Here is a 24,218-nt window from a genome sequence, read left to right on the forward strand (position 1 = left end):
TCCCTCACGGTCGCACGGCCGTTCTAGCGTGGTCAACGGAGTTGTCAGGCCTCCGCGCCCTCCATGTCCTGCGGATACCAACGGAGTTCGACGGTGTTCCCGTCCGGGTCCTTGACGTACACGGACTGCGCCTGACCCCGCGCGCCCCAGCGCGGAACGGGCCCCTCCAGGACGTCGAAGTCACCCGAGTCGATGACCTCCTGCCAGTCCAGGGGATCGACGACGAGACAGAGGTGGTCGACGTTGGACTCGGCGCGCGGCGCGGCGAACAGGTCGATGACCGTGCTGTCGTCGATGCGCACGGACGGGAACGGCACCTCCCCTGCCCGCCACCGCTCCACCCGCTCGGGCGCGAGGCCCAGGCGTCCCGTGTAGAACTCCAGCGACTTCTCGATGTCGGCCACGTTCAGCACCACGTGGTCGAGAGCTTTGACGCGCATGGGCCGATTCTCCGCCCGCCCGTCCAGCGTGTACACCCCCTCGCAAATGTACGGACACTCGGAGCCAGAACCCCCTGGGTCACTTGAACGCCAGGGGGAACTCGCCTTAGGTTAGATGTACGTACATTATCGGGAGGGATTGCCTTGGTGACCAAGCAGCACCACCGGACAGTGATCGTCGGAGGCGGCTCGGCCGGTGTCTCGGTCGCGGCCCGGCTGCGGCGCGCGGGCGAGCGGGACGTCGCGGTCCTCGACCCGAGCGAGCGGCACTACTACCAGCCGCTGTGGACGCTGGTCGGTGGCGGCCGGGCACCGCTCAAGGAGAGCGTGCGCCCGCAGAGGTCCGTGATGCCGAAGGGGGTGCGCTGGATCCGGCGCGCCGCGGTCGCCGTGGACCCGGAGGCCCAGGAGGTGACCCTGGACGACGGCGGTGTCGTGAGCTACGACCACCTCGTGGTGTGCGCGGGCATCCAGCTGGACTGGGACGGCGTGCCGGGCCTGGAGGTCTCCGCGCTCGGCGAGAACGGCCTGTCCAGCAACTACCTGCCGCACACCGCGCCCGCGACCTGGCGTTTCATCCGCGAGACCCGCTCCGGCAGCGCCGTCTTCAGCATGCCGCCGGGGCCCATCAAGTGCGGCGGCGCCCCGCAGAAGATCGCCTACCTCGCCGCCGATTACTGGCGTCAGCAGGGTGTGCTCGGCCGCATCGACGTGCACCTCGTCATCCCCACGGACGCGATCTTCGGCGTCCCGGAGTTCGCTCAGGTCCTTGAAGGCGTGGCCCGCCGGTACGGCATCCACGTCCACTACGGCAGCGAGGTCACCGAGGTGCGCCCCGAGTCCCGCGAGCTCGTCGTCACCGACCACGGCACTGGCGAGAAGACGACGCTGCCGTACGACATGGCGCACCTCGTGCCGCCGCAGAGCGCCCCGGACTGGCTCAAGCGGAGCCCGCTCGCCGACGCCGACAACCCGGCCGGCTACGTCGAGATCGACAAGCACACCCTGCGGCACACCCGGTACCCGAATGTCTGGGCCCTCGGTGACGCCGGGTCCTCGCCGAACTCCAAGACCGGCGCGGCCGTGCGCAAGCAGGCGCCCGTGGTCGTCGAGAACCTGCTCGCGACGATGAACGGCCGGGAGCCCACCGCCACCTACGGCGGCTACTCCTCGTGCCCGCTGACCACGGCCCGTAACAAGATGCTGCTCGCCGAGTTCGACTACAGCGGGCGGCCCACGCCGTCGATCCCGCTGATCGACACCGTCCGCGAGCGCACGGACATGTGGTACCTCAAGCGGCACGGACTGCCGTTCCTGTACTGGAACCTCATGCTGCGCGGCCTCGCGTAATCCCCGCACACCTTCCTGCCCCCTGCTCCCCCCCCCTGTTCAAGGAGTCCGTCATGCCCGACGACCCCGTCACCGACGACCCGGTCACCGGCCCGCTGATATTCGAGCGATTCTACCTCGACTGCCTCTCGCACGCCTCGTACCTCATCGGCGACCGCACCACGGGCCGCGCCGTCGTCGTCGACCCGCAGCGCGACGTCAACGAGTACCTCGCCGCCGCGACACACCACGGCCTCACCATCGAGCGCGTCGTCGAGACCCATGTCCACGCCGACTTCCTCTCCGGCCACCTGGAACTCGCCGAGCGCACCGGCGCCCGGATCTCCTACGGGTCCGCCGCCGACGTCGACTTCGACACCGACCCCCTCGACGACGGCGCGCACATCGGCCTCGGCTCGGTCGACCTCCAGATCGTGCACACACCGGGACACACCATGGAGTCGGTGTGCGTCGTCGTGCGCGAGCACCCGGACGACGACATCCCCTACGGCGTCCTCACCGGTGACACCCTGTTCATCGGCGACGTGGGCCGCCCCGACCTGCTGAGCGCGCGCGGCCGGTCCGCCGAGGAGATGGCCCGCGCCCTCTACCGCTCCACCCGCGAGCGGCTGCTCCCCCTCCCCGACGCGACCCGCGTCTTCCCGGCGCACGGGGCGGGCTCGGCCTGCGGCAAGAACCTGTCGAGCGAGCCGAGTTCCACGATCGGCGCCCAGCGCCGCGAGAACTACGCCCTCGCCGACATGTCCGAGGACGCGTTCGTCGAGGTGGTGACCGCGGGCCAGCCCGCCGCGCCCGCCTACTTCCCGTACACCTCGGCGCGCAACCGCGAGGCCCGCCCGGTGCTCGACGAGGACGCCCCCGTGCCGACGCTCCCCCTCGACGCCGCGCTGGCCGCCGTGGCGGACGGCGCGCTCGTCCTCGACACCCGGGCCCCCGACCCCTTCGCCGCCGCCCACCTGCCCGGAGCGGTCAACGTGCCGCTCGGCGGCCGGTTCGCCGAGCTGTGCGGCGAGGTGCTCCCGGCCGGGGCCGACCTCGTCCTGTGCGGGGACCCGGCCGCCGCGCGCGAGGCCCGCAACCGGCTCGCCCGCATCGGCTACGACCGCGTACTGGGCGCGCTGCCCGCCGAGGTCGACGCCCTCGGCGCCGAGCACCTGACGTCGGTGGCGCGCGTGGAGCCCGACGCGCTCGCCGACACCCTCGGGGACGGCGCCACCGTGCTCGACGTGCGCGGCCCCGGCGAGATCGAGGACACCGGCACCGTGCCCGGCGCCCGCACCATCCCGCTGCCCGAACTCGTCGCGCGCGTCGACGAGTTGACGCCCGAGCGGCCGCTCGTCGTGCTGTGCGCCAGCGGCAACCGCTCGTCCGTCGCCGCGTCCGTGCTGCGGGCCCGCGGCTTCGACGCCGACGATCTGCGCGGCGGTTTCGCCGCCTGGCACGGCCCGGTAGAGCACCGGGCCGGCGAGGGCGGCGTCCCCGCGTGAGCGTCGTGATCCTCGCCGTGCTGTGCGGCGCCGTCGTCGGCCTGGCCCTCGGGGGCCTCGGCGGCGGTGGCGGCGTGCTCGCGGTACCGGCCCTGGTGTACGTCCTTGGTGTGTCGCCCGCCGACGCGGGCACCGCCAGCCTGGTCATCGTCACCGCGACCTCCGCCACGGCCCTCGCCCGGCACGCGGGCACCGGAAACATCCGCTGGCGCACCGGCCTGCTGTTCGCGGCGGTCGGCGTCGTCCCGACCGTCGCGGCGTCCGTGCTCGCGCACCGCCTCCCGCAGCCCCTGCTGACCTCGGCGTTCGCGGTGCTCGCGGCGGTGGCGGCCGTCGTGATGCTGCGCGGCACCCGGGCCCGCGCCGCCGCGCCGCCCGCGAAGGCGCGGGTGGCGACGGTCCCCGCCGGGCCCGGCCCCGGCGACGTACCCGATGAGGTGGCCCCCGACGCACCCACCGGCGTACCTGGAGACGTACGGACTCAGCGAGCGGGTCCCGTGCGGACCGCCGGGGCCGGGGCGGGGCTCGGCGCGGTGACCGGTCTGCTGGGGGTGGGCGGCGGCTTCCTGGCGGTCCCCACCCTGGTGTCGGTGCTGCGCCTGCCGATGCGGATGGCCGTCGGCACCAGCCTCGTCGTCACACTCCTCAACTCGCTCGTCTCCCTCACCACCCGCCTGAGCACCGAGGGCATCTCCGTCGACCCGAAGGTGCTCGGACCGTTCGTCGGCGCCGCCGTCCTCGGCGCGTGGGACGGCAAGCGGCTCGCGGGCAAGCTGTCCGGCCGGGCCTTGCAGCGCACGTTCGCGATCATGCTGCTCGCGACGGCGGCGTTCATGCTGATCGACGCCGCGGTGTGATCCCGTGGAGCCGGTCCGGAGGTTTGCGCCGCCCCCGCAAATGAACGAGCATGCATCCGTGCCCACCAGCAGCTCCCAGTCAGGCCCCCGTCCGCTCACCCGGTCCGCGGGCAAGCCGCTGTGGTCGCAGCTCCGCGCCGACCTGCTGCGCCGCCTTGAGGACGGCGAGTTCCGCGATGTCTTCCCCGGCGAGCACGATCTCGTCGCCGAGTACCGGGTGAGCCGGCACACGGTCCGCGAGGCGCTGCGCACGCTGCGCGCGGAGGGGCTTGTCACGGCGCAGCGGGGCCGGGTGTCCCGGTTCGCGGCGAGCCGGCCACTGGAGCAGAAGGTGGGCGAGGCGTACAGCCTGTTCCGCTCCGTCGAGGACGTCGGCGCCGTGCAGCGCAGCGTGGTCCGCCGCCTCGACGAGCGCGCGGACGGTGTCATCGCGGCGCGCCTCGGCCTGGAGGAGTCCACTCCCCTCTTCCACCTCGAACGCCTCCGCCTCGCCGACGGGGAGCCCCTCGCGGTCGACCGGGCCTGGCTGCCCGCGGACATCGCCCGCCCGCTGCTCTCCGTCGACTTCACGCACACCGCGCTCTACGACGAGTTGGAGCGGCACTGTCGTACGCACATCAGTGGCGGCTGGGAGCGCATTCGCGCCGTCGTGCCCACGCGCGCGGAGCGCAAGCTGCTCGACTGCCCTGAGTCCACCGCCCTGTTCGCGATCGACCGCCTCGGCCACGACAACACGGGGCGCCAGGTCGAGTGGCGTCAGACCCTGGTGCGCGCGGACCGCTTCGCCGTCGCCGCCGCGTTCTCCGCCGACGACGGCTACCGTCTGGGCGCGCCCGTCCCCACGCCGTGAGCGGCGCGGCAGGTCACAGCCGCCGCGCGCGCAACACCCCCGTCCGCATGGGCAGTCCGAACACACCGTGAGCGGTCTCCGGCGTGCCCGCGAGGAATTCCCGGATCCGCCCGGTGACGGCTTCCCGCTCCTCCCCCGTCATGACCAGCATCCCGGCGCGCGTCGCCAGGGTCTCGACGAGCGAGTCCGCGGTACGCCGCTGCTCGTGCGGGAACTCGGCCCGCTCCGCCGCCCCGAACCGCACGTCCCCACCTGTCTTCGGCAGATGCATGTCTTCGGTGGCGGCCCGCCAGGCGGCAGGCGTGTCGCGCGGCCCGACGACCGCGCTGCCTGCCACCCGCGCGAGCCCGGCGACCCACTCGACCTCGTCGTCCATGAGATTCCACAGCCCGGCCAGTACGCCGCCGGGCGCGAGCACCCTGGCGATCTCCGGCCCCGCGACGGCCATGTCGAACCAGTGCATGGCGTTGCCCGCGACGACGGCGTCAACTGCCCCGTCCGGCAAGGGAATCGCCTCGGCGCTGCCCTCCAACGCGCGCACCCCGGGCAGCGCGGCGGCCCGCAGCTCCCCCAGCATCTCCGCGTCGGGCTCGACGGCGACGACCTCGGCCCCCAGGGCACCCAGGGTCGCGGTCAGCTTCCCGGTTCCGGCACCGAGGTCGAGCACCCGCCGCCCGGGAGCCGGTTGGAGCGCCCAACGCACGGCGTCCTGCGTGTAGTTGGGCCTGTGCTCGGCGTACGCGGCCGCAGCCGCCCCGAACGATGACGCGTGCCGCACCCGCTCGTCGTGATCCACGCGGTCACCGTACAGCGCGGCCGTTACCCAAGTCCCTTGTCCTGTGGGAGTGGTGGCGGGGTCCAGTCGTGGTGCCGGAGGATCATGCGTACGGCGGTGCCCGAGGGTGTCAGGCGCATCGCCGTGTTGCGCAGCGCGACGGGCAGCGGGTGTGCGAGCCGGTGCCCCATGCGTCCGGCCTGGCGGGCGGCGCGGGCGACGGCCTGGCTACGGGGGCGGCGTTCGGCGTCGTACCGGGCGAGCGCGGCGTCGACGGTGGGTTCGGAGCCGAGGGCGGCGGCCAGCGTCACCGCGTCCTCCAGCGCCTGGCAGGCCCCCTGCCCCAGGTTCGGTGTCATCGCGTGGGCCGCGTCACCGAGCAGCGCGATCCGGCCGACGGCGTACGAAGTCAGCGGCGTACGCAGTTCGTTGACGTCGTGGTGCAGTACGGCGTCGGGGTGGGTCGCGTCGAGCAGGGCGGGGATGGGGGCGTGCCAGGTGCCGAAGCGTCGGCGCAGTTCGGCGAGCGGGTCGGCGAAGCGGGTGGCCGCCGGGAGGTTGAGGACCGCGTGCCACTCGGCGCGCCCGTCGGGGAAGGCGATGTGCCCGAATTCGGCGCCGTGCCCCCAGGTCAGCTCGAAGTCGGTGCGCAGGTCGAGCGGCCGCTCGGTGATGGCGCGCAGGACGGAGGATCCGCTGTGGACAGGTCCGGGACGAGAGGGGAACAGGCTGCCGCGGACCCGGCTGCCGACCCCGTCGGCGGCCACGACCAGATCGGCGTTCATCGAGGTGTCACCGCAGTCGACCCGAACGGTTCCGGGCCCGAGCTGCCGGACAGGACCGGCCTCGCGCCCCACCAGCAGCGCCTCCGCGGGCAGTGCCGCGCGCAGCAGCCGGTGCAGGGTGGCGCGCTCGATCCCCATGATGGGCGCGCCGACCGCCCGCTCCAGCGCGGCGCCGTCCATCCGGGCCAGCCAACTCCCGCCGGGCGTACGGGTGCCACCGGTGTACTGCCCGCGCGACGCGGCGCAGCCCGATGGCGGCGGCCAGCCCGCCGATGCCACCTCCCACGACCACCGCGACGCTTCCCATGGCGCCCCCTCCGCGACACTTGCCACACCGGTAAAGGGCCATGACAGCAGAGTGCACGGAACCGGCTCGACGCACCCCCCCCTCGTGGCCCGCCGCGCGGGAACTGCCGTCAACCCTCACACCGGGTTGAAGTCCACGGGGATCTCCTCGCCGCGCATGTCGTCCAGGGTGAGCACGTGGGCGGGCGGGGCGAAGGGGTGCTGGGAGGTGGCCTCGCCGTGCTGGATGCTCAGGAGTTCGCCCGGGTCCAGGAGGCGCCAGTCGGGGTCGTCGTCGAGGCGCTGGCTGGCGATCACCCAGGCCGGGACGTTGCCCTCGGCGGTCTGCTCGGTGGCTCCGCGCGTCCCGCTGGCGAAGCCGCCGCCGTCCGGGGACAGCACCCACAGTTCGCAGCTGTCCGGGTAGCGCAGGGCCCAGAGGCGGTCGGGTTCGGCGAGCACGAAGTTGAGGGAGTAGACGGGGAGTTCGGCCGCGATGCGGGTGATCGCGGCGATGATGCCCTCCCCCGTGTCGCCGGTGCGGCGGATCTCCGCGGAGATGAGCGCGAAGATCAGCTCGGAGTCGGTGTCTCCCTCGACGTGTGCCCGGTCGACGTCGCTCAGCCACCCGTCGAGGGTCTCGGCGCCGCGCAGGCAGCCGTTGTGGGCGAACAGCCGGTCGTTGATGTCGAAGGGGTGGGTGTTGTGGACGTCGACCTCGCCCGCGGTCGCGTATCTGATGTGGCTGACGATGGTGTGCGACACGACGTTGCGGGCCTGCGCGATGAAGTCCTCGTTCTCGAAGGCGGCGACGCCGGAGCGGTCGCGTACCGGCTCATTGCCGAGCGAGAACCAGCCGAGGCCCGTCCCGTCGGGCTGTCGGGTGCTCTGCTGGGCGAAGTTGGTCAGCGAGTCGAGCAGCCAGTGGGATGCCTGGACGCGCGGGCCGCCGGTGGTCAGGGCGAAGAGTCGACACATGTGAGCGCACTCCTTGGGGGGGGTCAGTAGACGTGGCGCACGGCGTGCGCCAGCTCCTCGGCCGTCGCCTGCGCGAACAGCTCGGACTCGGCACGGCGCACGGCGAGCAGCGCCTCGAAGAGCGGGTCGCCGAGCGCCGTACGGAGCACGGCCGAGTCCTGGAAGTGCTTGACCGCCTCGGGCAGCGAGCACGGCAGCCGCTGCGCGCGGTGCCCCCGGGCCGGGTCGCCCGCCACCGGTTCGGGCAGTGTCAGCCGGTCCCGGACCCCGGCGAGGCCCGCGGCGATGACGGACCCGGTGACCAGGTACGGGTTCGCCGCCGCGTCGAAGCACTTGACCTCGCCGTTGGCGGTGCAGGGATCGTCGGACGGGCCGGGGACGAGGCGGAGGGCCGCCTCGCGGTTCTCCACTCCCCAGCAGTGGTAAGCGCCGGACCAGTGGCTCGGCTGGAGCCGCAGGTAGCTCGCCGCGGAGGGTGCGCCGATGGCCATGAGGGCGGGCAACTCGCGCAGTACGCCCGCGAAGAAGGCCTCGCCTTCAGCGGTCAGGCCCGCGGCGCCGTCACCGCCGCGACAGAGGTTGCGTCCCTCGCGCCAGAGGCTGGTGTGCAGGTGCCGGCCGTTGCCGACGGCTCCGGCCTCGGCGACCGGCCCGAAGACGGGTACGAGGCCGTGCCGCCCGGTCACCGCGCGGATCGTCTCCCGTACCAGGACGGCCAGATCGGCCGTGGTCACCGGGTCGGCGGGGGCCACCGACACCTCGAACTGGCCCGCCGCGTACTCGGGGTGGAGCTGCAGTACCCGTACGCCCTGGGCCTGGAAGGCGCGCAGCAACTCCCCGAGGTACGCCGACAGGTCCACGAGGCGGGACATCCCGTAGGCGGGTCCTGTGGTGGCGTAGGCCGGGCCGCCGCCCGCGCCCTCCGCGCCGCCCTCGCCGGCGACGGTGGCCACCCACTCCGTCTCGAATCCCATCCGTACGTCGAAGCCGGCCGCGGCCGCCTCCTCGTACATCCGGCGGGCGAACTGCCGCTGGCAGCACGGGTGCGGCCCGCCCTCCTGGTCGTAGCGGTCGACCGGGGCCCAGGCCCAGCCGGGCTGGGCGGCGAGTTCGGTGAGGCGGCGCGGGTCGGGGTGCAGGCGCAGGTCGCCGTCGGGGCCGCCGACGTAGCGGCTTTCGGTGATCGAGTCGTCGAGGAGGAAGACGTCGAACACCGGGGACATGCCGACCCCGTGCTCCACCGCGTCGGCGAACCGGTCGGCCGGCACGGCCTTGACGCGGGTGATGCCGCTGTTGTCGACCCAGGTCAGCGCGCAGCCGTGCACGCCACCGGCGACCAGTCGGGATGCCCGCTCCCGCGCGTCGGCGGATGCTGTCGCATGGCCCCCCGCGCCGCCGCCCGTCACCGCGCCTCCTCCCCGCCGGTCCGGGTCCGCCGTCCGCCGCCGTGTCCGCCGCCGCGCCCGTCGGCGTGAGCGAGGACCGACGCGGCCACGTGTTCCACCTCGGCGTCGGTGAGTTCGGGGTAGGCGGGCAGGCACAGGCGGCGGGCGCCGCCCGCGGAGCGTGTCGTGGTCTCGCTGCGGTGCGGGATGGCCCGGAAGGCGGGCTGGTCGGGGAGGAGGTACGGGTAGACCTGTTCGGCCTGGATGCCGCGGTGGGCGAGGAAGTCCGTGAGGCCGGGGAGGTCGGGGCAGGCGACGGCGTACTTGTAGTAGGCGTGCCGGTGGCCGGGGAGGACGGGCGGGGTGCCGACCGGGCTGTCGGCGAAGCAGGTGTCGTAGTAGTCGGCGATCGCCTGACGGCGTTTCAACCACCCTGGCAGCAGGGAGAGTTCGAGGTCGATGAGCCCGGCGTCCAGCTCCCCGAGCCGGCCCCGGGTGCCGCGGTCCTCGTGGACGTGGCGCTTGCCCGGCGGGCGGCCCATGTCGGAGAGCAGGCGCACCCGCGCCGCCCGTTCCTCGCTGTCGGTGATCACCGCGCCGCCGTCCGCGAGTCCGCCGACACACTTGCCGACCCAGAACGAGAAGCACCCGAAGTCGCCCCAGGTACCGGCGGCCCGCCCGTACAGCGCCGCGCCGGACGCCTGCGCGCAGTCCTCGACGACGGCGAGGCGGTGTTCGGCGGCGACGGCCAGCAGAGCGGGCATGTCCGCCATGTGCCCGTGCAGATGTACGGGGATCACGGCGCGCGTCCGTCGGGTGACGGCGCCGCGCAGCGCCTCCGGCGACATGGTGAGCGTGGGTTCGTCGACATCGACGACCACGGGCACGGCCCCGAGACCCGCCACCGCGAAGGCCGTCGCGGCGAAGGTCGCGGCGGGGACGACCACCTCGTCGCCCTCGCCGACGCCCGCGGTGCGCAACGCCAGGGCGAGGGCCTGGGTGCAGGAGGTGGTGGCCACGGGGTGGCCGCCCCACTCGGCACGCATCCGCTGCTCCAGCGCCGCGGTCTGCGGCCCGAAGTGGAACCTGCCACGGTCCGTGACCTCGTCCACGATGCGGTGGATCTCCGGCCTCAGCGCCCGGACCCGTCGGGCGTGACCTTCGGCGGGGATGTCCCAGCCGTGTCGCGCGCCGGGGGCGACGAGCGTGGACGAAGCGGCGGCGAGCACCATCAGGCACCTCACAAAGGGGAGAGCAGAGCGCTCCGGAAACCGCGATGAGACGCATGAGAGTCCCTGCGTCTCATCACGGAACGCAATCGCTCTGATGTTCTACGGCCTCTGACATCGTGAACCGAGGCACAAACCCCCGCAACCGCTCACGCCCCCACCCGACCGGCCCCGACCTGCGGTCCAGCTCCGTACCCGGGTGTTTTCGCGCCCCAACGGGTGCTCCGCACAGGTCTCCCCTTGATACTGGCGTTGGACCGACAACCGTCACCGGAGGCACCCGTGAAGATGCTGATCAACGTCCCCGAAACCGTCGTCGCCGACGCCCTGCGCGGCATGGCCGCCGCCCACCCCGAGCTGACCGTGGACGTCGAGAACCGGGTGATCGTGCGCCGGGACGCGCCGGTGGCCGGGAAGGTGGCGTTGGTGTCGGGGGGCGGGTCGGGGCACGAGCCGTTGCACGGTGGGTTCGTGGGGCCCGGGATGTTGTCGGCGGCTTGTCCCGGTGAGGTGTTCACATCGCCCGTGCCGGATCAGATGGTGCGGGCGGCGGCCGCGGTGGACAGTGGCGCGGGTGTGCTGTTCATCGTGAAGAACTACACCGGTGACGTGCTGAACTTCGACATGGCCGCCGAACTCGCCGAGGACGAGGGCGTACAGGTCGCCAAGGTGCTGGTGAACGATGACGTCGCCGTCACCGATTCCCTGTACACCGCCGGGCGGCGCGGCACGGGGGCGACGCTGTTCGTCGAGAAGATCGCCGGGGCCGCCGCCGACGAGGGGCAGCCGCTGGAGCGCGTCGAGGCGATCGCGCGGCAGGTCAACGAGAGTTCGCGGAGCTTCGGGGTCGCGCTGAGCCCGTGCAGTACGCCTGCCAAGGGCGCGCCCACCTTCGATCTCCCCTCCGGTGAGCTGGAGTTGGGGATCGGGATCCACGGCGAACCGGGCCGGGAGCGGCGGCCGATGATGACGTCCGGGGAGATCGCCGACTTCGCCGTGAACGCCGTCCTTGAGGACCTGAATCCGAACAGCCCCGTGCTCGTCCTCGTCAATGGCATGGGGGCCACGCCCCTGTTGGAGCTGTACGGGTTCAATGCCGAGGTGCAGCGGGTGCTCGGCGAGCGCGGCGTCGCCGTGGCCCGCACGCTCGTCGGGAACTATGTGACCTCGCTCGACATGGCGGGAGCGTCCGTGACGCTCTGCCAGGCGGACGAGGAGATGCTGCGGCTCTGGGACGCTCCGGTCAGCACGGCCGGGCTGCGCTGGGGCATGTGAACCGGCCCCACGACCCAGAGATCGTCAACGTACCTACCAAGCAAGGAGATTACGTGCTCGACGCCGACTTCTTCCGGCGCTGGCTGACGACGGCCGCCGCGGCCGTGGACCGCGAGGCCGACCGGCTCACCGAACTCGACTCGCCGATCGGCGACGCGGACCACGGCAGCAATCTGCAACGCGGGTTCAACGCCGTGCGGGCCACGCTCGACAAGGACGCGCCGGACACCCCGGGAGGCGTACTCACGCTCGCCGGGCGGCAGTTGATCTCGACGGTGGGCGGGGCGTCGGGGCCGCTGTACGGGACGCTGTTGCGCCGCACCGGCAAGGCGCTGGGCGACGCCTCCGAGGTGAGCGGGTCGGACTTCGCCGCGGCGTTGAAGACCGGGGTCGACGCCGTCGCCGCGCTCGGCGGCGCCGCGCCCGGCGACAAGACGATGCTGGACGCGCTCGTACCGGCCGTGGACGCGCTGGGCGAAGGGGACTTCGCGGCGGCGCGGTCGGCCGCCGAGCACGGCGCCGAGGCCACCACGCCGCTCCAGGCCCGCAAGGGGCGGGCGAGTTATCTCGGCGAGCGCAGCATCGGGCACCAGGACCCGGGCGCCACGTCGTCGGCGCTGCTGATCGCGGCCCTTGCGGAGACGGCCGGGAAGGGGGCGGGCGAATGAGCGCGCCCGACAAGCCCGTTGGCATCGTGCTCGTCTCGCACAGCAAGGACGTCGCCGAGTCCGTGGCGCGGCTCGCGACCGGGCTCTCCGGTGGCGGCGCGACCGCGCCCGTCGCGGCGGCAGGCGGCACCGAGGACGGGGGCCTCGGCACCAGCTCCGAGCTGATCTCGGCGGCCGCCGCCGAGGTCGACCGGGGCGCGGGCGTCGCGGTCCTCGTCGACCTCGGCAGCGCCGTGCTGACCGTGAAGGCGCTGCTGGCCGAGGACCCCGACGACACGGGACTCCCGGACGGCACACGGCTCGTGGACGCCCCCTTCGTGGAGGGCGCGATCGCCGCCGTCGTCACCGCCTCGACCGGGGCGGACCTGGACGCGGTCGCCGCGGCGGCATCGGAGGCGTACACGTACCGGAAGGGCTGAGGCGAAGACCGGTCCCCGATGGGCGTCTGGTACAGACCTGTTGGCGCGAACCCCTTGAGGAAACCCGCCCCTCGTGCCATACAGGTCTGTACCAATCCGTTCGAACGGAAGGCCCTCCGTGCGACGCCTCCCCCCACGCACCCTGCTGCCCCGGGCGGCCTGCGCCGCCGCGCTCGTGGCCTCGCTCACCTCCTGCGGGCTGCTGTCCGACGACGCGAACGCGCAGGGGCCCGCCCTCTCCGCGCCGGTCGGGGTCACCGCGCAGGCGGGCAGCGCCACATCGGTGCACGTCATGTGGAACAGGCCCGCGAGCACGGCGGAGCTCAAGGGGTACGAGGTGTACCGCGGCGGCAAGCGCGTCGAGCGGCTCACCGCCGAGCAGCACATGGTCGACGTCACCGGGCTCGCCCCGAAGTCCCGTTACGTGTTCACGGTGCGCGCCCGCGGCAAGGACGGCTCGCTCGGCCCCGTCAGCACGCGCGTCACCGTCACCACCCCGGCCGCCGTCAAGGCGGACCACGCCGCGCCGAGCCGGCCGACCGGACTGCGCGGGCAGGCGGACGGCGGGCGGGCCGTTTCGCTGTCGTGGCGGAAGGCGACGGACGACAGGGGTGTCGCCTCGTACGACATCTACCAGGGCGGCGCGAAGATCCACAGCGTGGGCGGGAAGGAGACGCGGGCGCTCCTGACGGGGCTGCGGCCGGGCACGGCGTACGCGTTCAGCGTGCGGGCCCGGGACGCCGCCGACAACACCTCGGCCGCGAGCGAGACCCTCCATCTGACGACCGCGAAGGGCGGCGGCGAGGAGGGGCCTGGCACCGCGCCCTCCGACTTCGAGGCGTCGACGCGGCGCGCGGGCGGGGCGTTCTACATCGACCTCGCGTGGACGCCGCCGCGCACCGGCGGCGAGGTCCCCGCGTACCAGGTGTACTTGGACGGCCGGGAGGCGACGACGGTGGTGTGGGGCGAGAGCGCGCCGGCCGGTTCGGCGACGTACAGCTTCTACATCGGCAAGAAGGCGCGCGTGGAGCACCGGGTGAGGATCCGCGCGCAGTTGCCGGACGGGACGTGGGGCGCGTTCTCGAAGGAGCGGAAGGTGACCACGGGGGACGGCCGCGCGGGCCAACGGGGCTGAGGTTCAGTCCAGTTCCGTCAGCGTCCGCTCCAGCCAGTCCACCCAGAACCGCTCCAGGTCGATGCCCGCGCGCAGCACCGCGTGCTGGAGACGGTCGGCCTCGGTGTTCTTCCCGGGCGGGAAGTCCCGCTTCTCGATGTCCTGGTACGTCGCCAACTGCTCGCGGTGCAGGGCGAGATGGCGCCGCAGGTCCTCGGCGATGCCGGCCGTGCCGACGACCGCGGCCGAGCGCAGGCGCAGCGGCAGCGGGTCGCGCAGTGGCTTGGGGTCGTGCGGGCTGGCGGTCCAGCGGGCGAGTTCGGCGCGGCCCTCGGGGAGGACCTCGTACTCCTTCTTCTGGCCGCGCGCGGGTGCCTCGGCGGGCAGCGCGCGGATGAGTCCGTCGCGCTCCAGTTTGCCCAGCTCGCGGTAGATCTGCTGGTGCGTCGCCGACCAGAAGTAGCCGATGGACTTGTCGAACCTGCGGGTCAGTTCGAGGCCCGACGACGGCTTCTCCAGGAGCGCCGTGAGGATCGCGTGCGGGAGTGACATGTGACCCAGAGTACGAGTAGGTGAGGGTGGTCACGTGTCCGGCGGGCCCGGACACGTGACCACCCGGTCTCTACAGCGCCGCCGCGACCTCGGTGCCCTGCTTGATGGCGCGCTTGGCGTCCAGTTCGGCGGCCACGTCGGCGCCACCGATCAGGTGCGGGGTACGTCCGGCAGACACCAGGTCGTCGTACAGCGAGCGCTGGGGTTCCTGGCCCGCGCACAGGACGACGGTGTCGACGGGGACGAGGGTGCGCTCGCCCTCGACGGTGATGTGCAGGCCCGCGTCGTCGATCAGGTCGTAGGTGGCTCCGGCGACCATGGCGACTCCGCGGTGGCGCAGTTCGGTGCGGTGGATCCACCCGGTGGTCTTGCCGAGGCCCTTGCCGACCTTGGTGGTCTTGCGCTGCACGAGGTGCACCTGGCGGGGCGGGGTGGGGCGTTCGGGCCGGGCGAGGCCGCCGCGGTCGGCGTAGTCCATGTCGACGCCCCACTGCCGGAAGTACGTGGCCGGGTCCAGGCTCGCCTTCTCGCCGCCGTCGGTGAGGTACTCGGCGACGTCGAAGCCGATGCCGCCCGCGCCGATGACGGCGACGCGCTCGCCGACGGGCGCCTTGTCGCGCAGTACGTCGAGATAGCTGACGACGCTGGGGTGGTCGACGCCGTCGATGGCCGGGGTGCGCGGGGTGACACCGGTGGCGACGACGACCTCGTCGTAGGAGCGGAGGTCGTCGGCTTCGACTCGGGTCTCCAACTTGACGTTCACGCCGTGCAGTTCGAGCTGCGAGCGGAAGTAGCGCAGCGTCTCGTCGAACTCCTCCTTGCCGGGGACCTGGCGGGCGACGTTGAGCTGCCCGCCGATCTCGGCGGCGGCGTCGAAGAGGGTCACGTCGTGGCCGCGCTCGGCGGCGCTGACGGCGCAGGCGAGCCCGGCGGGGCCCGCGCCGACGACGGCGACGTTCTTCTTCAACCGGGTGGGTGCGAGGACGAGTTCGGTCTCGTGGCAGGCGCGCGGGTTCACCAGGCAGGAGGTGATCTGCAGGCTGAAGATGTGGTCGAGGCAGGCCTGGTTGCAGCCGATGCAGGTGTTGATGGTGTCGGAGCGGTCGGCGGCGGCCTTGTTCACGAACTCCGGGTCGGCGAGCATCGGGCGCGCCATGGACACCATGTCGGCGGCGCCGTCGGCGAGCAACTCCTCGGCCATCTCAGGGGTGTTGATGCGGTTGGTGGTGACGAGCGGGATGTTCACCTCGCCCATGACCTTCTTCGTCACGAAGGTGTACGCGCCGCGCGGCACGGACGTCGCGATGGTCGGGATGCGGGCCTCGTGCCAGCCGATGCCGGTGTTGATGATGGTGGCTCCGGCCGCCTCGATCTCCTTGGCGAGGTGCACGACCTCGTCGAGGGTGGAGCCACCGGGGACCAGGTCCAGCATGGACAGGCGGTAGATGAGGATGAAGTCGGGGCCGACCCGCTCGCGCACGCGCCGCACGATCTCGACGGCGAACCGGATCCGGTTCTCGTAGGAGCCGCCCCAGCGGCCCTCGCGGTGGTTGGTGGCGGAGACGATGAACTCGTTGATGAGGTAGCCCTCGGAGCCCATCACCTCGACGCCGTCGTACCCGGCGGACTTGGCGAGCTCGGCGGCGCGCGCGTAGTCCTCGATGGTCCGCTCGATCTCGTCGTCGGTGAGGGCGCGCGGCGTGTGCGCGCTGATCGGCGCCTGGATGGCGCTCGGCGCGACGAGGTCCGCGTGGTGGGCGTACCGGCCGAAGTGCAGGATCTGCATGGCGATCCGGCCGCCCGCCGCGTGCACGGCTTCGGTGACCTGGCGGTGCTGGGCGGCCTCCGCCTCGGTGGTCATCTTGGCGCCGCCGTCGAAGGTGCAGCCCTCGGCGTTGGGCGCGATGCCGCCGGTGACCATGAGTCCCACGCCGCCGCGGGCGCGGGTGGCGTAGAACTCGGCCATGCGCGCGAACCCGTTCGGCGCCTCCTCCAGGCCCACGTGCATCGAGCCCATCAGAACGCGGTTCGGGAGCGTCGTGAAACCGAGGTCGAGCGGGGCGAGCAGGTGCGGGTAGCGGCTCATGGGGCCCCTCCGTGAGCGGTGAAGGTGAACGGTGATCAGTGAACGGCAGTCAGTGAACGGCAGTCAGTGATCGGCAGTCAGTGATCGGCAGTCAGTGATCGGTGAACGGTCGACTCAGTTGTAGAGGAAGCCGCTGATATTTTGCAACAAGTTGCATAAGAGATCCGCGCCACGTCCCCGCGAAGCCGGGCGCGCTGGGTTGTAGAGTGCAACGAGCACCCCCGAAAGGAACCACCGTGGCCCAGGCAGATCGCGCGACCGACCGTGAGGCGGCCGTGGAAACCATTCAGCGCGAGCTGACCTCGTTCGCCCGCCGCGCGCGGGCCACCGCCGCGCGGATGCACCCGGAGCTCTCGCTCGTCTCGTACTCGCTGCTCACCCACCTCGACGAGCGGGGCGGCTGCCGCGCCACGGACCTGGCCGCGCACTACGCCCTCGACAAGTCGACGGTCAGCCGCCAGGTCGCCGCGCTGCAGCGGGCGGGCCTCGTGATCCGCCGCGTCGACCCCGACGACCACCGGGTCCAGGTCCTGCACCCGACGGAGGCCGGCGCCGAACTCCTGCGCCAGGTGACCGTCAACCGCCGCCAGATCTTCGGCGAGCGCCTCGCGGACTGGCCGGAGGAGGACCTGGAGCGGTTCGCGGACTACTTGGTGCGCTACAACGACGAGTCGCGGGACGAGCCGGGGGCGTAGACCGGATCTTCCGGGCGGCGCAGGACGGGGACCGGGCCGCCGAGGCCGTCGTGGCGCGGGAGGTCGACCTGATCGCGCGGTCCCTGGTGCCGATCGTGGCCCTGCTCGACCCGAAGCTCGTCGTCCTCGGCGGCGGGGCGCTCGGCGCGCACGCCGAGCGCCTGATCGCACCCGTGGAACAGCGGCTCGGCGAACTCGTGCCGCTGCCCCTGCCCGGGTTCGCGACGTCCGCGACGGGCGAGGACGCGACGGTCATGGGCGGCGTCGCGCAGGCCGTGTCGATCGCGTGGCAGCGGGCGTACGCGCTGTCCCAGGAGTGACGCGCGCGGCTACGCCCCCGGCACCATGTGCTCCGGCGCACGCACCGTGCGGAACCGGGTCGTGGTGCGCAGGTGGAAGCCCAGGGACTCGTACAGCCGGATCGCGTTCGTGTTGGCGGCGCCGGTGTGCAGGAACGGGGTCTCGCCGCGGTCCCGGATGACCGCGGAGACGGCCTTGACCAGGCGGCCCGCGAGGCCCTTGCCCCGGTGGGCCGGGTCGGTGCACACGGCGCTGACTTCGGTGTAGCCGGGCAGGTGCAGGCGCTCGCCCGCCATCGCGACGAGCGCGCCGCCTTCGCGGATGCCGAGGTACGTGCCGAGTTCGACGGTGCGGGGCGTGAACGGGCCCGGCTGGGTGCGGGCCACCAGGTCGAGCATCTCCGGGACGTCGGCGGCGGTGAGGAGGACGGCCTCCGGGTCGGGCACCGCGTCGACGGCGTCGCCGACGAGCCGTACGCCCTCGTGGTCGACGGTCGTCTCCCAGCCGTCCGGCACCTCGACGTCCGTACCGAGGAGGGGCAGGGTGCCGTCGGGCGCGGCGAAGGCGGCGAGGGCCGCCCAGTCCTCGGGCCCGGGGTCCGGGGGCAGCGCGGTCCACGGAGTGACGGCGGTGGGATAGCGCAGGGCGCGGCCACTGCGCTCGGCGAAGTGGGCGTGCGGGCCGGTGAGGGCGGCGTGGGCGGGGTGGTCGAGGGGGTGGTACGCGCGATCGACGCCCACGGCCCGGCCGGCGGTGCCGCCCTCATCATCTTCGTACGTCTGCGCTTGCGCCTGTACCTGTGCCTGTGCCTGTGCCTGTGCCTGTGCCTGCGTCACGGTCGGGACCTTCGAACCTTCTCCTGTGCCACTGCCGCCCCATCCGTTCAGGACGGCCAGAAGGCCAGAACGATCGGCGGGCCCCGCGCATTCCCCTACCCCGCAGGTCACGGGCGCGGGCGCGCTTGGCATGCTGGCGCGATGCCGTTCACGTCACTGAGTGATCACGTCGAGTCCCTGCTCGCCGCCGAGGGGCCGCTGCCGATCGTCGCGGCGGGCGACCCCGTGCTGCGCCGCCCCGCCGAGCCCTTCGACGGGCAGCTGCCGGACGAACTCCTCGCCCGGCTGATCGCCGCGATGCGGGTCACCATGCACGCCGCGCCCGGCGTCGGGCTCGCCGCACCGCAGATCGGCGTGGGGCTGCGGCTCGCGGTGATCGAGGACGCGGCGGCCGTGAGCGAGGAGGTGCGGGACGCGCGAGGGCGGCTGCCGCAGCCGTTCCGGGTGCTCGTCAATCCGTCGTACGAGGGTGTGGACGGCCGCCAAGTGGCTTTCTACGAAGGGTGCTTGAGCGTGCCGGGCTACCAGGCCGTGGTCGCCCGGCACGAGCGGGTACGGCTGCGCGCCCTCGACGAACGGGGGCGCGCGATGGACGAGGAGTTCACGGGCTGGCCGGCCCGCATCGTGCAGCACGAGACGGACCACCTGGGCGGCACGCTCTACCTCGACCGGGCCGAGCCGCGCTCCCTGTCGTCGACGCAGAGCGCCGCCGCGGTGGAGCGGTGGGCGCAGCCGACACCCCAACTGGCCGCCCAGGAGCTGGGGTTCGCGCTGCCGGAATCCGAATGACCGTCAGGACAGCTGTGGCATCTCGCCCTTGGCCGCCGTCACGTCGATGACGGAGAACGCGGCGCCCTGCGGGTCCCCGACCGAGGCGAACCGGCCGAAGGGGGTGTCCAGGGGCCCGAAGTACAGCTGTCCGCCCAGGCGTTGGACGGTGGCGACGGCCGCGTCGCAGTCCTCGACGACGAAGTACACGTTGATGTGCGAGGGGACCTCGGCGGGGAAGTCGTCCGTCATCTGCATGCGACCCATGGCCGGTTCGCTGTTCAGCTCCCAGACGTTGAAGTCGATCTTGTCGTCGGCCATCTTCTTCACGCCGTAGCCGAAGACGGCCGGGAAGAAGGCGTCGGTCTTCGCGGCGTTGCGGGTGTTGACCTCGGCCCAGCAGAACGCGCCGGGCTCGTTGACCTTCTCGAAGCCGTCGTGGGTGTCGGGCTGCCAGACGCTGAAGACGACGCCCGCCGGGTCCTGCGCGGTGACCATCGTGCCGAACGACGCGACCTGCATCGGGTCCATCATGAGGCTGCCGCCCGCGTTCTTGATCCGCTCGGCGACCGCGGCGATGTCCTCGGTGGCGAGGTACAGGTTCCAGGCGGGGTGCGTGCCCTCGGCGCCCGGCATCTGCGGCACGAGCGCCGCGACGTGCTTCCCGTCCGGCGTCCTCGCCTGCGTGTAGTTGCCGAACTCGGGGCTGCCTTCGTCGTAGGTCCAGCCGAACAGCTCCGCGTAGAAGGCCTTCGCGGCCTCCAGGTCGGGGAACATGGCGTCGGCCCAGACGGGCGCGCCCTCGGGACGAGTGGACATGACACGACACCCTTCTGTCGGTCGCCGGGCACGGCGCGGCCCGGCAGGTATGGGTACACGCTAGGCGGGGCGGGCCCCTGGCGCGATCCGGCGGACCTCAACTGAGAGGCGTCACTCCCCGCCCTGCCGGCGCAGGTGCGTCGCCCGTAACGCCACCTGCATCTCGAACTGGGTGGACGGGTCGCGGAGGCTGTCGCCGAAGACCTCTTCCAGTTGCCGCAGGCGGTAGCGGACGGTCTGCGGGTGCACGGCGAGACGCTGGGCGACCTCGCTGGCGTTGCGGGCACAGCTCAGCCAGCACAGCAGGGTTTCGGCGAGGCGTTCGCGGTGCGGTGGGCGGATGGTGTCGAGGGGGCCGAGGTGGCGCCGGGCCAGCTCCGCGACCAGGTCCTCGTCGCGGAAGAGCAGCAGCGTGGAGAGGTGGTCGGTGCAGCGGACGAGCCCGGTGTGCGGGAGGGTGCCGCGGCGCGCCAGGTCGAGGGCGTCGCGGGCCCAGCGCAGCGAGCGGGCGCCCGCGTCGAGCGCGACGGTGGGGCCGAGCGCGGCGCGCAGTCCGCGCAGCGCTCCCGAGATGGCCCGCTCCCTGCCGGGCCCCTCCGGGTCGGGTACGACGACGATGCCGGGCTGCCCGTCGAAGCGGGCGAGGAACTCGGGCGGCACGATGGGCCGGCTGCCCTCCCCCGCCCCGTGGTCGTCGCTGACGACGACGGCGATCTCGCGGGGCACCGGCCACTGCGCGGTGTGCGCGAGGTCCGCGATGGCCTCCGGGGAGACGGGCGGGTCGGCGGTGAGGAGGTCGATGAGGCGGCTGCGTCGCTGCTGGAGTTCGCCCGCCGTGTGGAGCCTGGCCTCCGTGTATCCGGCGGTGGTGGCGGCGGCCATCTCGTCGAGGTGCAGGAACATGGCCTCGCCGAAGGCGACGAGGACGTTGGGCGGGAGCCGGTCGGCCTGGACGAGTTCGGTGACGCGCCGCCAGGTGACGCGGGCGCCGAGCCGCAGCGCCGCCTGGAACGAGTCGAGGCTGCGGCCCTCGTCCGCCTCTCCCCTGCCGATCCGCTGGTACGTCGCCTTCACGTCCTCCCAGTCGGTCTCGGAGTCGGCGACGCGGGCGAGGAAACCTTCGAGGGCCTGCTCGACGCCGCGGTGCACGACGTGCATGTACGTGTCGTCCATGGGCCGCGCGTACTCGGCGATCTCGGTTCTGATGGCGCGCACGACCTCTTCGGTGAGGTCGCCGAGGAACGGGCGGAGCTGGTCGTCGAGTTCGGCGGGGAAGTTCCTGAACGGGGCGCCGTTCACGGTCCGTTCGCGCGTGCCGTTGGCGGTGTCGAGCATGTGCGCTCCCTCCGTGTGCAGGTCCGTCAGGGTGCGGTGACGATACTGCCGGGTTCTTGTGGGGACCCGTAGAAGGCGAACAGAAACCGGGGTGAGCCTTGTCACCGGAGTGACAAGACGGCGCCCGGTGCTGCGCGAAGGGACACAAGTGGCGGGGGTGTGCGGTGCGCCACGATCCAGTCATGACGGACCTGTTCACGGGTGGGCGTCGCGAAGCGCCGCCACTCTCCCCCGCCCTCGCCCTGCCAGCGCTGCTCGACGACGCGGCCCGCCGCCACGGCGCGCGCACGGCGCTGATCGGACCCGGTCGGCGGCGCACCGGGTTCCGCGCGCTGCGCCGCTCGGCGGTCCGGGTCGCGGCGGGCCTCGCCCGGCTCGGGGTGCGGCCCGGGGAACGGGTGGCGCTGCTGCTGCCGGACTGCCGGGAGTCGGTGGTGGTGTGTCATGCGGTGTGGCGGCTGGGGGCGGTGGTGGTGCCGCTGGATCCGGCGCGGCGGTGGGCCGACACGTCCGCGGTGGTCGTCGTCGCGCCGCGCGGTGCGGCGACGGAGGTCTCCCGGGCGTGGCGCGGTGCGGCGCTGCGGGCGGTGGTGGCGGTGGACGGGGACGCCGCGCAGGAGGTCGTGCAGGGAGACGCACGGGAAGACGCGCCGGGTGTGTGCGTCGGCTACGGCGACCTCGACACCCGCCACGCCTCCGCCCCGCTGCCCGCGGGACCCGCCCCCGGTGATCTCGCGGTCGTGCTGCACCCGCGGGACGGCACGCCGGTCGGGCTGCGGCACCGCAACCTCGTCGCGGCGGCGCGCCAACTGGCCGCCTGGCACGGGGAGTCGGGCGGCCGCGTCATGTCGTTGGTGCCGGTCCACCGCGCCCAGGGCCTCGTCCTCACGGTGCTGGCGCCCCTCCTCACCGGCTCCCGCACCGTGCTCGCGCCCCGGGACCCGGCCCCGCTGGCCGTGCTGCGCGCCGCCCGCCGCCGCGCCCCCACCCTGCTCGCGGCGCCGCCCGCCGCCCTGCGCGGCCTCCTCGACCGGCCCGCCCACGAGCGGGAGGCGCTGGCCACGGTCCGTACGATCCTCACCGCGCCGCTGGACCCGGGGACGGGAGACAGGGCCCGCGCCGCGCTGGACGCGCGCGTCGTCGAGGCGTACGGGCCCGAGGCCGCGGCGGGTGTCGCGCTCGCCAACCCGCCGTCGGCGGACGCCCGTCCCGGCACGGTCGGCCTGCCGCTGCCCGGTACGGAGGTACGGATCGCGGTCGAGGGGGTGCCGGAGGTGGACGTACTACCGGGGCACGCGGGCGAGTTGCTGCTGCGCGGGCCTCAACTGGGCCATACCACCGGCCTGTTGGTGGGCGGCTGGCTGCGGACGGGGCGCCTCGCGGTGCGCGGCCCCGACGGCTACGTCACGCTCCTCGGCCGCACTCCAGGACCCGGCGTCACCTGGCGGCCCGGCCCCGGTGCCGCCCGGGCCTCCGCAACGCCACCAACGTGACGACCGCCCCCAACAGCACACACCCGGCGGCCAGTTGGAGCCCGGTGTCGTAGCCGTCGAGGAAGGCCGTGCGCGGGTCGACGCCGTCGCGCAGCGCCTCGCGCTCGGTGCGGGTGAGGACGACGCCGACGAGTACGACGCCGAACACCCCGCTGATCTCGCGGGCGGCGCTGACGAGACCCGAGGCCATGCCGGTGCGGGTCGCGCGCACACCCGCCACCGAGCGCACCGTCAGCGGTGTGGTGAGCGAAGAGCCGACGCCGATCAGGACCAGACCCGGCTGCAGGTCGGCGTACGAGGCGTGCAGGCCGGTGCCCGACACCCACAGCAGCCCGACCGCGACGAGCGCGAGCCCGGCCGCGATGGAGCGGTGGGCGCCCATGAGGCGGGCCGCGCGCTCGGCCAGCGGCGTGCACAGCAGCAGCGCCCCGGCCAGCGGCAGAAACGCCAACCCCGCCTTCACCGGCGAGAATCCGAGTACGTGCTGGAGGTAGAGCGCGGTGAAGAAGAACACGCCGTTGACACCGATGCCCCACAGCACCTGCGCGGCGACCCCGCCGACGAGGAACCGGTCGCGCAGCATCCGCAGATCGATCAGGGGCAGGAACGTGCGCGCCTCGACGACGAGGAAGGCGAGGCCCGCCGCGCCCGACAGCGCGAGGAACAGCGGCACGGGCGGGGTGCTGAAGGAGTGTTCGCCGCCGGTCACGAGCGCGTACGTGAGGAGGAACAGGGCCGTCGTGGACAGCACGACTCCCGGTACGTCGAGGAGACCCACCAATCCACCGGCCCGGCCCCGGCCCCGGCCCCGGCCCCGACCCATTCCCCGGTCCCGCGACCGCTCCGCGCCCGGCACGGCAGGCACCAGCAGCAGCGCGAGCGCGCCGAACGGCACGTTCAGCAGGAACACCCAGCTCCAGCCCCAGTGTTCGGTGACGAACCCGCCGATCACCGGTCCGAGCGCGAGCGCCACGGCCAGCGACGCCGTCCACAGGCCGACGGCGGTGGCGCGGCGCCCGGCCGGCAGGTCGGCCGCGACGACGGCGAGGGAGGCCGGGATGACGAGCGCGGCCCCGGACCCCTGCACGGCGCGCGCCGCGACGAGCGCGGCGCCGCTGTCGGCGAGGGCCGCCGCGCCGGAGGAGGCCGTGAACACGACGAGGCCGACGGCGAGCACGGGCCGCCGCCCCACCAGGTCGGTGAGCCGCCCGCCGACGAGCAGCAGCGCCCCGAACGACAGCACGTAGCTGGTCGCGACCCACTCCAAGTCGGCGACGTCGAGGCCGAGTTCGTCCTGCACCGTGGGCAGGGCCACATTGATGACCGTGTTGTCGAGCGTGGTGAGGAAGCCCGCGAGGCACAACAGCACCAGCAGGGCCGACAGCCTTCCCCGCCGCATCCCGCACCTCCCGTCCTCACCGACACTCACGCCTACGC

Annotated in this window: 23 protein-coding genes and 1 pseudogene; 12 read left to right on the forward strand and 12 right to left on the reverse strand. The window is 73.2% G+C overall.

What is annotated here, in order from left to right:
- Nucleotides 1-44: 44 nt before the first annotated feature.
- Nucleotides 45-440 carry a VOC family protein gene (locus RBJ65_RS36805; protein WP_306319742.1) on the reverse strand — a complete coding sequence of 132 codons (396 nt, stop codon included), beginning with the start codon at nt 438-440 and terminating at the stop codon, nt 45-47.
- A 144-nt stretch (nt 441-584) separates the two neighbouring features.
- Between RBJ65_RS36805 and RBJ65_RS36810 the strand changes: the two genes are divergently transcribed.
- Genes RBJ65_RS36810 through RBJ65_RS36825 form a run of 4 tightly spaced genes read left to right on the forward strand, consistent with a single transcriptional unit; the run spans nt 585 to nt 4,984 of the window.
- On the forward strand, nt 585-1,790 hold the full coding sequence (locus tag RBJ65_RS36810; RefSeq protein WP_306319741.1) for an FAD/NAD(P)-binding oxidoreductase: 1,206 nt from the start codon (nt 585-587) through the stop codon (nt 1,788-1,790).
- Between the two features lie 53 nt (nt 1,791-1,843).
- The gene (locus RBJ65_RS36815; RefSeq protein ID WP_306319740.1) at nt 1,844-3,277 is read left to right on the forward strand and encodes a rhodanese-like domain-containing protein; all 1,434 of its coding nucleotides are present in this window, start codon (nt 1,844-1,846) and stop codon (nt 3,275-3,277) included.
- Nucleotides 3,274-4,134, forward strand: a complete 861-nt coding sequence (locus RBJ65_RS36820; RefSeq protein ID WP_306319739.1) for a sulfite exporter TauE/SafE family protein — start codon at nt 3,274-3,276, stop codon at nt 4,132-4,134. The genes RBJ65_RS36815 and RBJ65_RS36820 overlap by 4 nt, the downstream gene beginning before the upstream one ends.
- A 58-nt stretch (nt 4,135-4,192) precedes the next feature.
- On the forward strand, nt 4,193-4,984 hold the full coding sequence (locus tag RBJ65_RS36825) for a GntR family transcriptional regulator (protein ID WP_306319738.1): 792 nt from the start codon (nt 4,193-4,195) through the stop codon (nt 4,982-4,984).
- 13 nt (nt 4,985-4,997) lie between these two features.
- Here RBJ65_RS36825 and RBJ65_RS36830 read toward each other — a convergent pair whose 3' ends face one another.
- The 5 genes and pseudogenes from RBJ65_RS36830 to RBJ65_RS36850 all read right to left on the reverse strand — a co-directional run bounded on the left by RBJ65_RS36830 (nt 4,998) and on the right by RBJ65_RS36850 (nt 10,424).
- The gene (locus RBJ65_RS36830) at nt 4,998-5,780 is read right to left on the reverse strand and encodes a class I SAM-dependent methyltransferase (protein ID WP_306319737.1); all 783 of its coding nucleotides are present in this window, start codon (nt 5,778-5,780) and stop codon (nt 4,998-5,000) included.
- Nucleotides 5,781-5,803: 23 nt separating this feature from the next.
- Nucleotides 5,804-6,851, reverse strand: a pseudogene (locus RBJ65_RS36835) (FAD-dependent monooxygenase).
- 116 nt (nt 6,852-6,967) lie between these two features.
- Entirely contained in the window at nt 6,968-7,807 is an 840-nt protein-coding gene (locus tag RBJ65_RS36840) for a class II glutamine amidotransferase (RefSeq protein ID WP_306319736.1), read from the reverse strand.
- A gap of 23 nt (nt 7,808-7,830) precedes the next feature.
- Nucleotides 7,831-9,213, reverse strand: coding sequence for a glutamine synthetase family protein (locus RBJ65_RS36845; protein WP_306319735.1), 1,383 nt, complete (start codon nt 9,211-9,213; stop codon nt 7,831-7,833).
- The gene (locus RBJ65_RS36850) at nt 9,210-10,424 is read right to left on the reverse strand and encodes a DegT/DnrJ/EryC1/StrS aminotransferase family protein (protein WP_306319734.1); all 1,215 of its coding nucleotides are present in this window, start codon (nt 10,422-10,424) and stop codon (nt 9,210-9,212) included. Before RBJ65_RS36850 ends, RBJ65_RS36845 begins: the two co-directional genes overlap by 4 nt.
- Nucleotides 10,425-10,703: 279 nt before the next feature.
- Here RBJ65_RS36850 and dhaK point away from each other — a divergent pair, with 279 nt between their 5' ends.
- From dhaK to RBJ65_RS36870, 4 genes are all read left to right on the forward strand, one after another.
- Entirely contained in the window at nt 10,704-11,696 is a 993-nt protein-coding gene (gene dhaK / locus RBJ65_RS36855; protein ID WP_306319733.1) for a dihydroxyacetone kinase subunit DhaK, read from the forward strand.
- A 53-nt stretch (nt 11,697-11,749) separates the two neighbouring features.
- The gene (dhaL, locus tag RBJ65_RS36860) at nt 11,750-12,364 is read left to right on the forward strand and encodes a dihydroxyacetone kinase subunit DhaL (RefSeq protein WP_306319732.1); all 615 of its coding nucleotides are present in this window, start codon (nt 11,750-11,752) and stop codon (nt 12,362-12,364) included.
- On the forward strand, nt 12,361-12,783 hold the full coding sequence (locus tag RBJ65_RS36865) for a PTS-dependent dihydroxyacetone kinase phosphotransferase subunit DhaM (protein ID WP_306319731.1): 423 nt from the start codon (nt 12,361-12,363) through the stop codon (nt 12,781-12,783). The genes dhaL and RBJ65_RS36865 overlap by 4 nt, the downstream gene beginning before the upstream one ends.
- Before the next feature lie 118 nt (nt 12,784-12,901).
- A complete protein-coding gene (locus tag RBJ65_RS36870; RefSeq protein WP_306319730.1) occupies nt 12,902-13,918 on the forward strand; it encodes a fibronectin type III domain-containing protein in 1,017 nt (338 codons plus the stop codon).
- A 3-nt stretch (nt 13,919-13,921) separates the two neighbouring features.
- Here RBJ65_RS36870 and RBJ65_RS36875 read toward each other — a convergent pair whose 3' ends face one another.
- Both RBJ65_RS36875 and RBJ65_RS36880 read right to left on the reverse strand, forming a co-directional pair.
- Entirely contained in the window at nt 13,922-14,449 is a 528-nt protein-coding gene (locus RBJ65_RS36875; RefSeq protein WP_306319729.1) for a PadR family transcriptional regulator, read from the reverse strand.
- 70 nt (nt 14,450-14,519) lie between these two features.
- Nucleotides 14,520-16,535, reverse strand: a complete 2,016-nt coding sequence (locus tag RBJ65_RS36880; RefSeq protein ID WP_306319728.1) for an NADPH-dependent 2,4-dienoyl-CoA reductase — start codon at nt 16,533-16,535, stop codon at nt 14,520-14,522.
- A gap of 236 nt (nt 16,536-16,771) precedes the next feature.
- Between RBJ65_RS36880 and RBJ65_RS36885 the strand changes: the two genes are divergently transcribed.
- Nucleotides 16,772-17,230: a MarR family winged helix-turn-helix transcriptional regulator gene (locus RBJ65_RS36885; RefSeq protein ID WP_306319727.1), complete on the forward strand. Its 459-nt coding sequence runs from the start codon at nt 16,772-16,774 to the stop codon at nt 17,228-17,230.
- A gap of 50 nt (nt 17,231-17,280) precedes the next feature.
- Nucleotides 17,281-17,550, forward strand: a complete 270-nt coding sequence (locus RBJ65_RS36890; protein ID WP_372341303.1) for a hypothetical protein — start codon at nt 17,281-17,283, stop codon at nt 17,548-17,550.
- Between the two features lie 9 nt (nt 17,551-17,559).
- Here RBJ65_RS36890 and RBJ65_RS36895 read toward each other — a convergent pair whose 3' ends face one another.
- Nucleotides 17,560-18,270, reverse strand: coding sequence for a GNAT family N-acetyltransferase (locus RBJ65_RS36895; protein WP_306319889.1), 711 nt, complete (start codon nt 18,268-18,270; stop codon nt 17,560-17,562).
- Between the two features lie 237 nt (nt 18,271-18,507).
- Here RBJ65_RS36895 and def point away from each other — a divergent pair, with 237 nt between their 5' ends.
- A complete protein-coding gene (gene def / locus RBJ65_RS36900) occupies nt 18,508-19,155 on the forward strand; it encodes a peptide deformylase (protein WP_306319726.1) in 648 nt (215 codons plus the stop codon).
- Between the two features lie 3 nt (nt 19,156-19,158).
- Here def and RBJ65_RS36905 read toward each other — a convergent pair whose 3' ends face one another.
- Together RBJ65_RS36905 and RBJ65_RS36910 are read right to left on the reverse strand one after the other, a co-directional pair.
- The gene (locus tag RBJ65_RS36905) at nt 19,159-19,953 is read right to left on the reverse strand and encodes a VOC family protein (protein ID WP_306319725.1); all 795 of its coding nucleotides are present in this window, start codon (nt 19,951-19,953) and stop codon (nt 19,159-19,161) included.
- Nucleotides 19,954-20,064: 111 nt separating this feature from the next.
- Complete coding sequence (locus tag RBJ65_RS36910; protein ID WP_306319724.1) at nt 20,065-21,288, reverse strand: CdaR family transcriptional regulator; 1,224 nt, start codon at nt 21,286-21,288, stop codon at nt 20,065-20,067.
- Between the two features lie 182 nt (nt 21,289-21,470).
- Here RBJ65_RS36910 and RBJ65_RS36915 point away from each other — a divergent pair, with 182 nt between their 5' ends.
- Entirely contained in the window at nt 21,471-22,781 is a 1,311-nt protein-coding gene (locus RBJ65_RS36915) for an AMP-binding protein (RefSeq protein WP_306319723.1), read from the forward strand.
- Here the strand turns inward: RBJ65_RS36915 and RBJ65_RS36920 are convergent.
- Nucleotides 22,726-24,180 (reverse strand): MFS transporter, encoded by a 1,455-nt coding sequence (locus RBJ65_RS36920; RefSeq protein WP_306319722.1) that lies wholly within the window; start codon nt 24,178-24,180, stop codon nt 22,726-22,728. The genes RBJ65_RS36915 and RBJ65_RS36920 overlap by 56 nt on opposite strands.
- Nucleotides 24,181-24,218 lie beyond the last annotated feature (38 nt).

This window comes from Streptomyces sp. KL109B, from assembly GCF_030766935.1.
Lineage (GTDB): Bacteria > Actinomycetota > Actinomycetes > Streptomycetales > Streptomycetaceae > Streptomyces.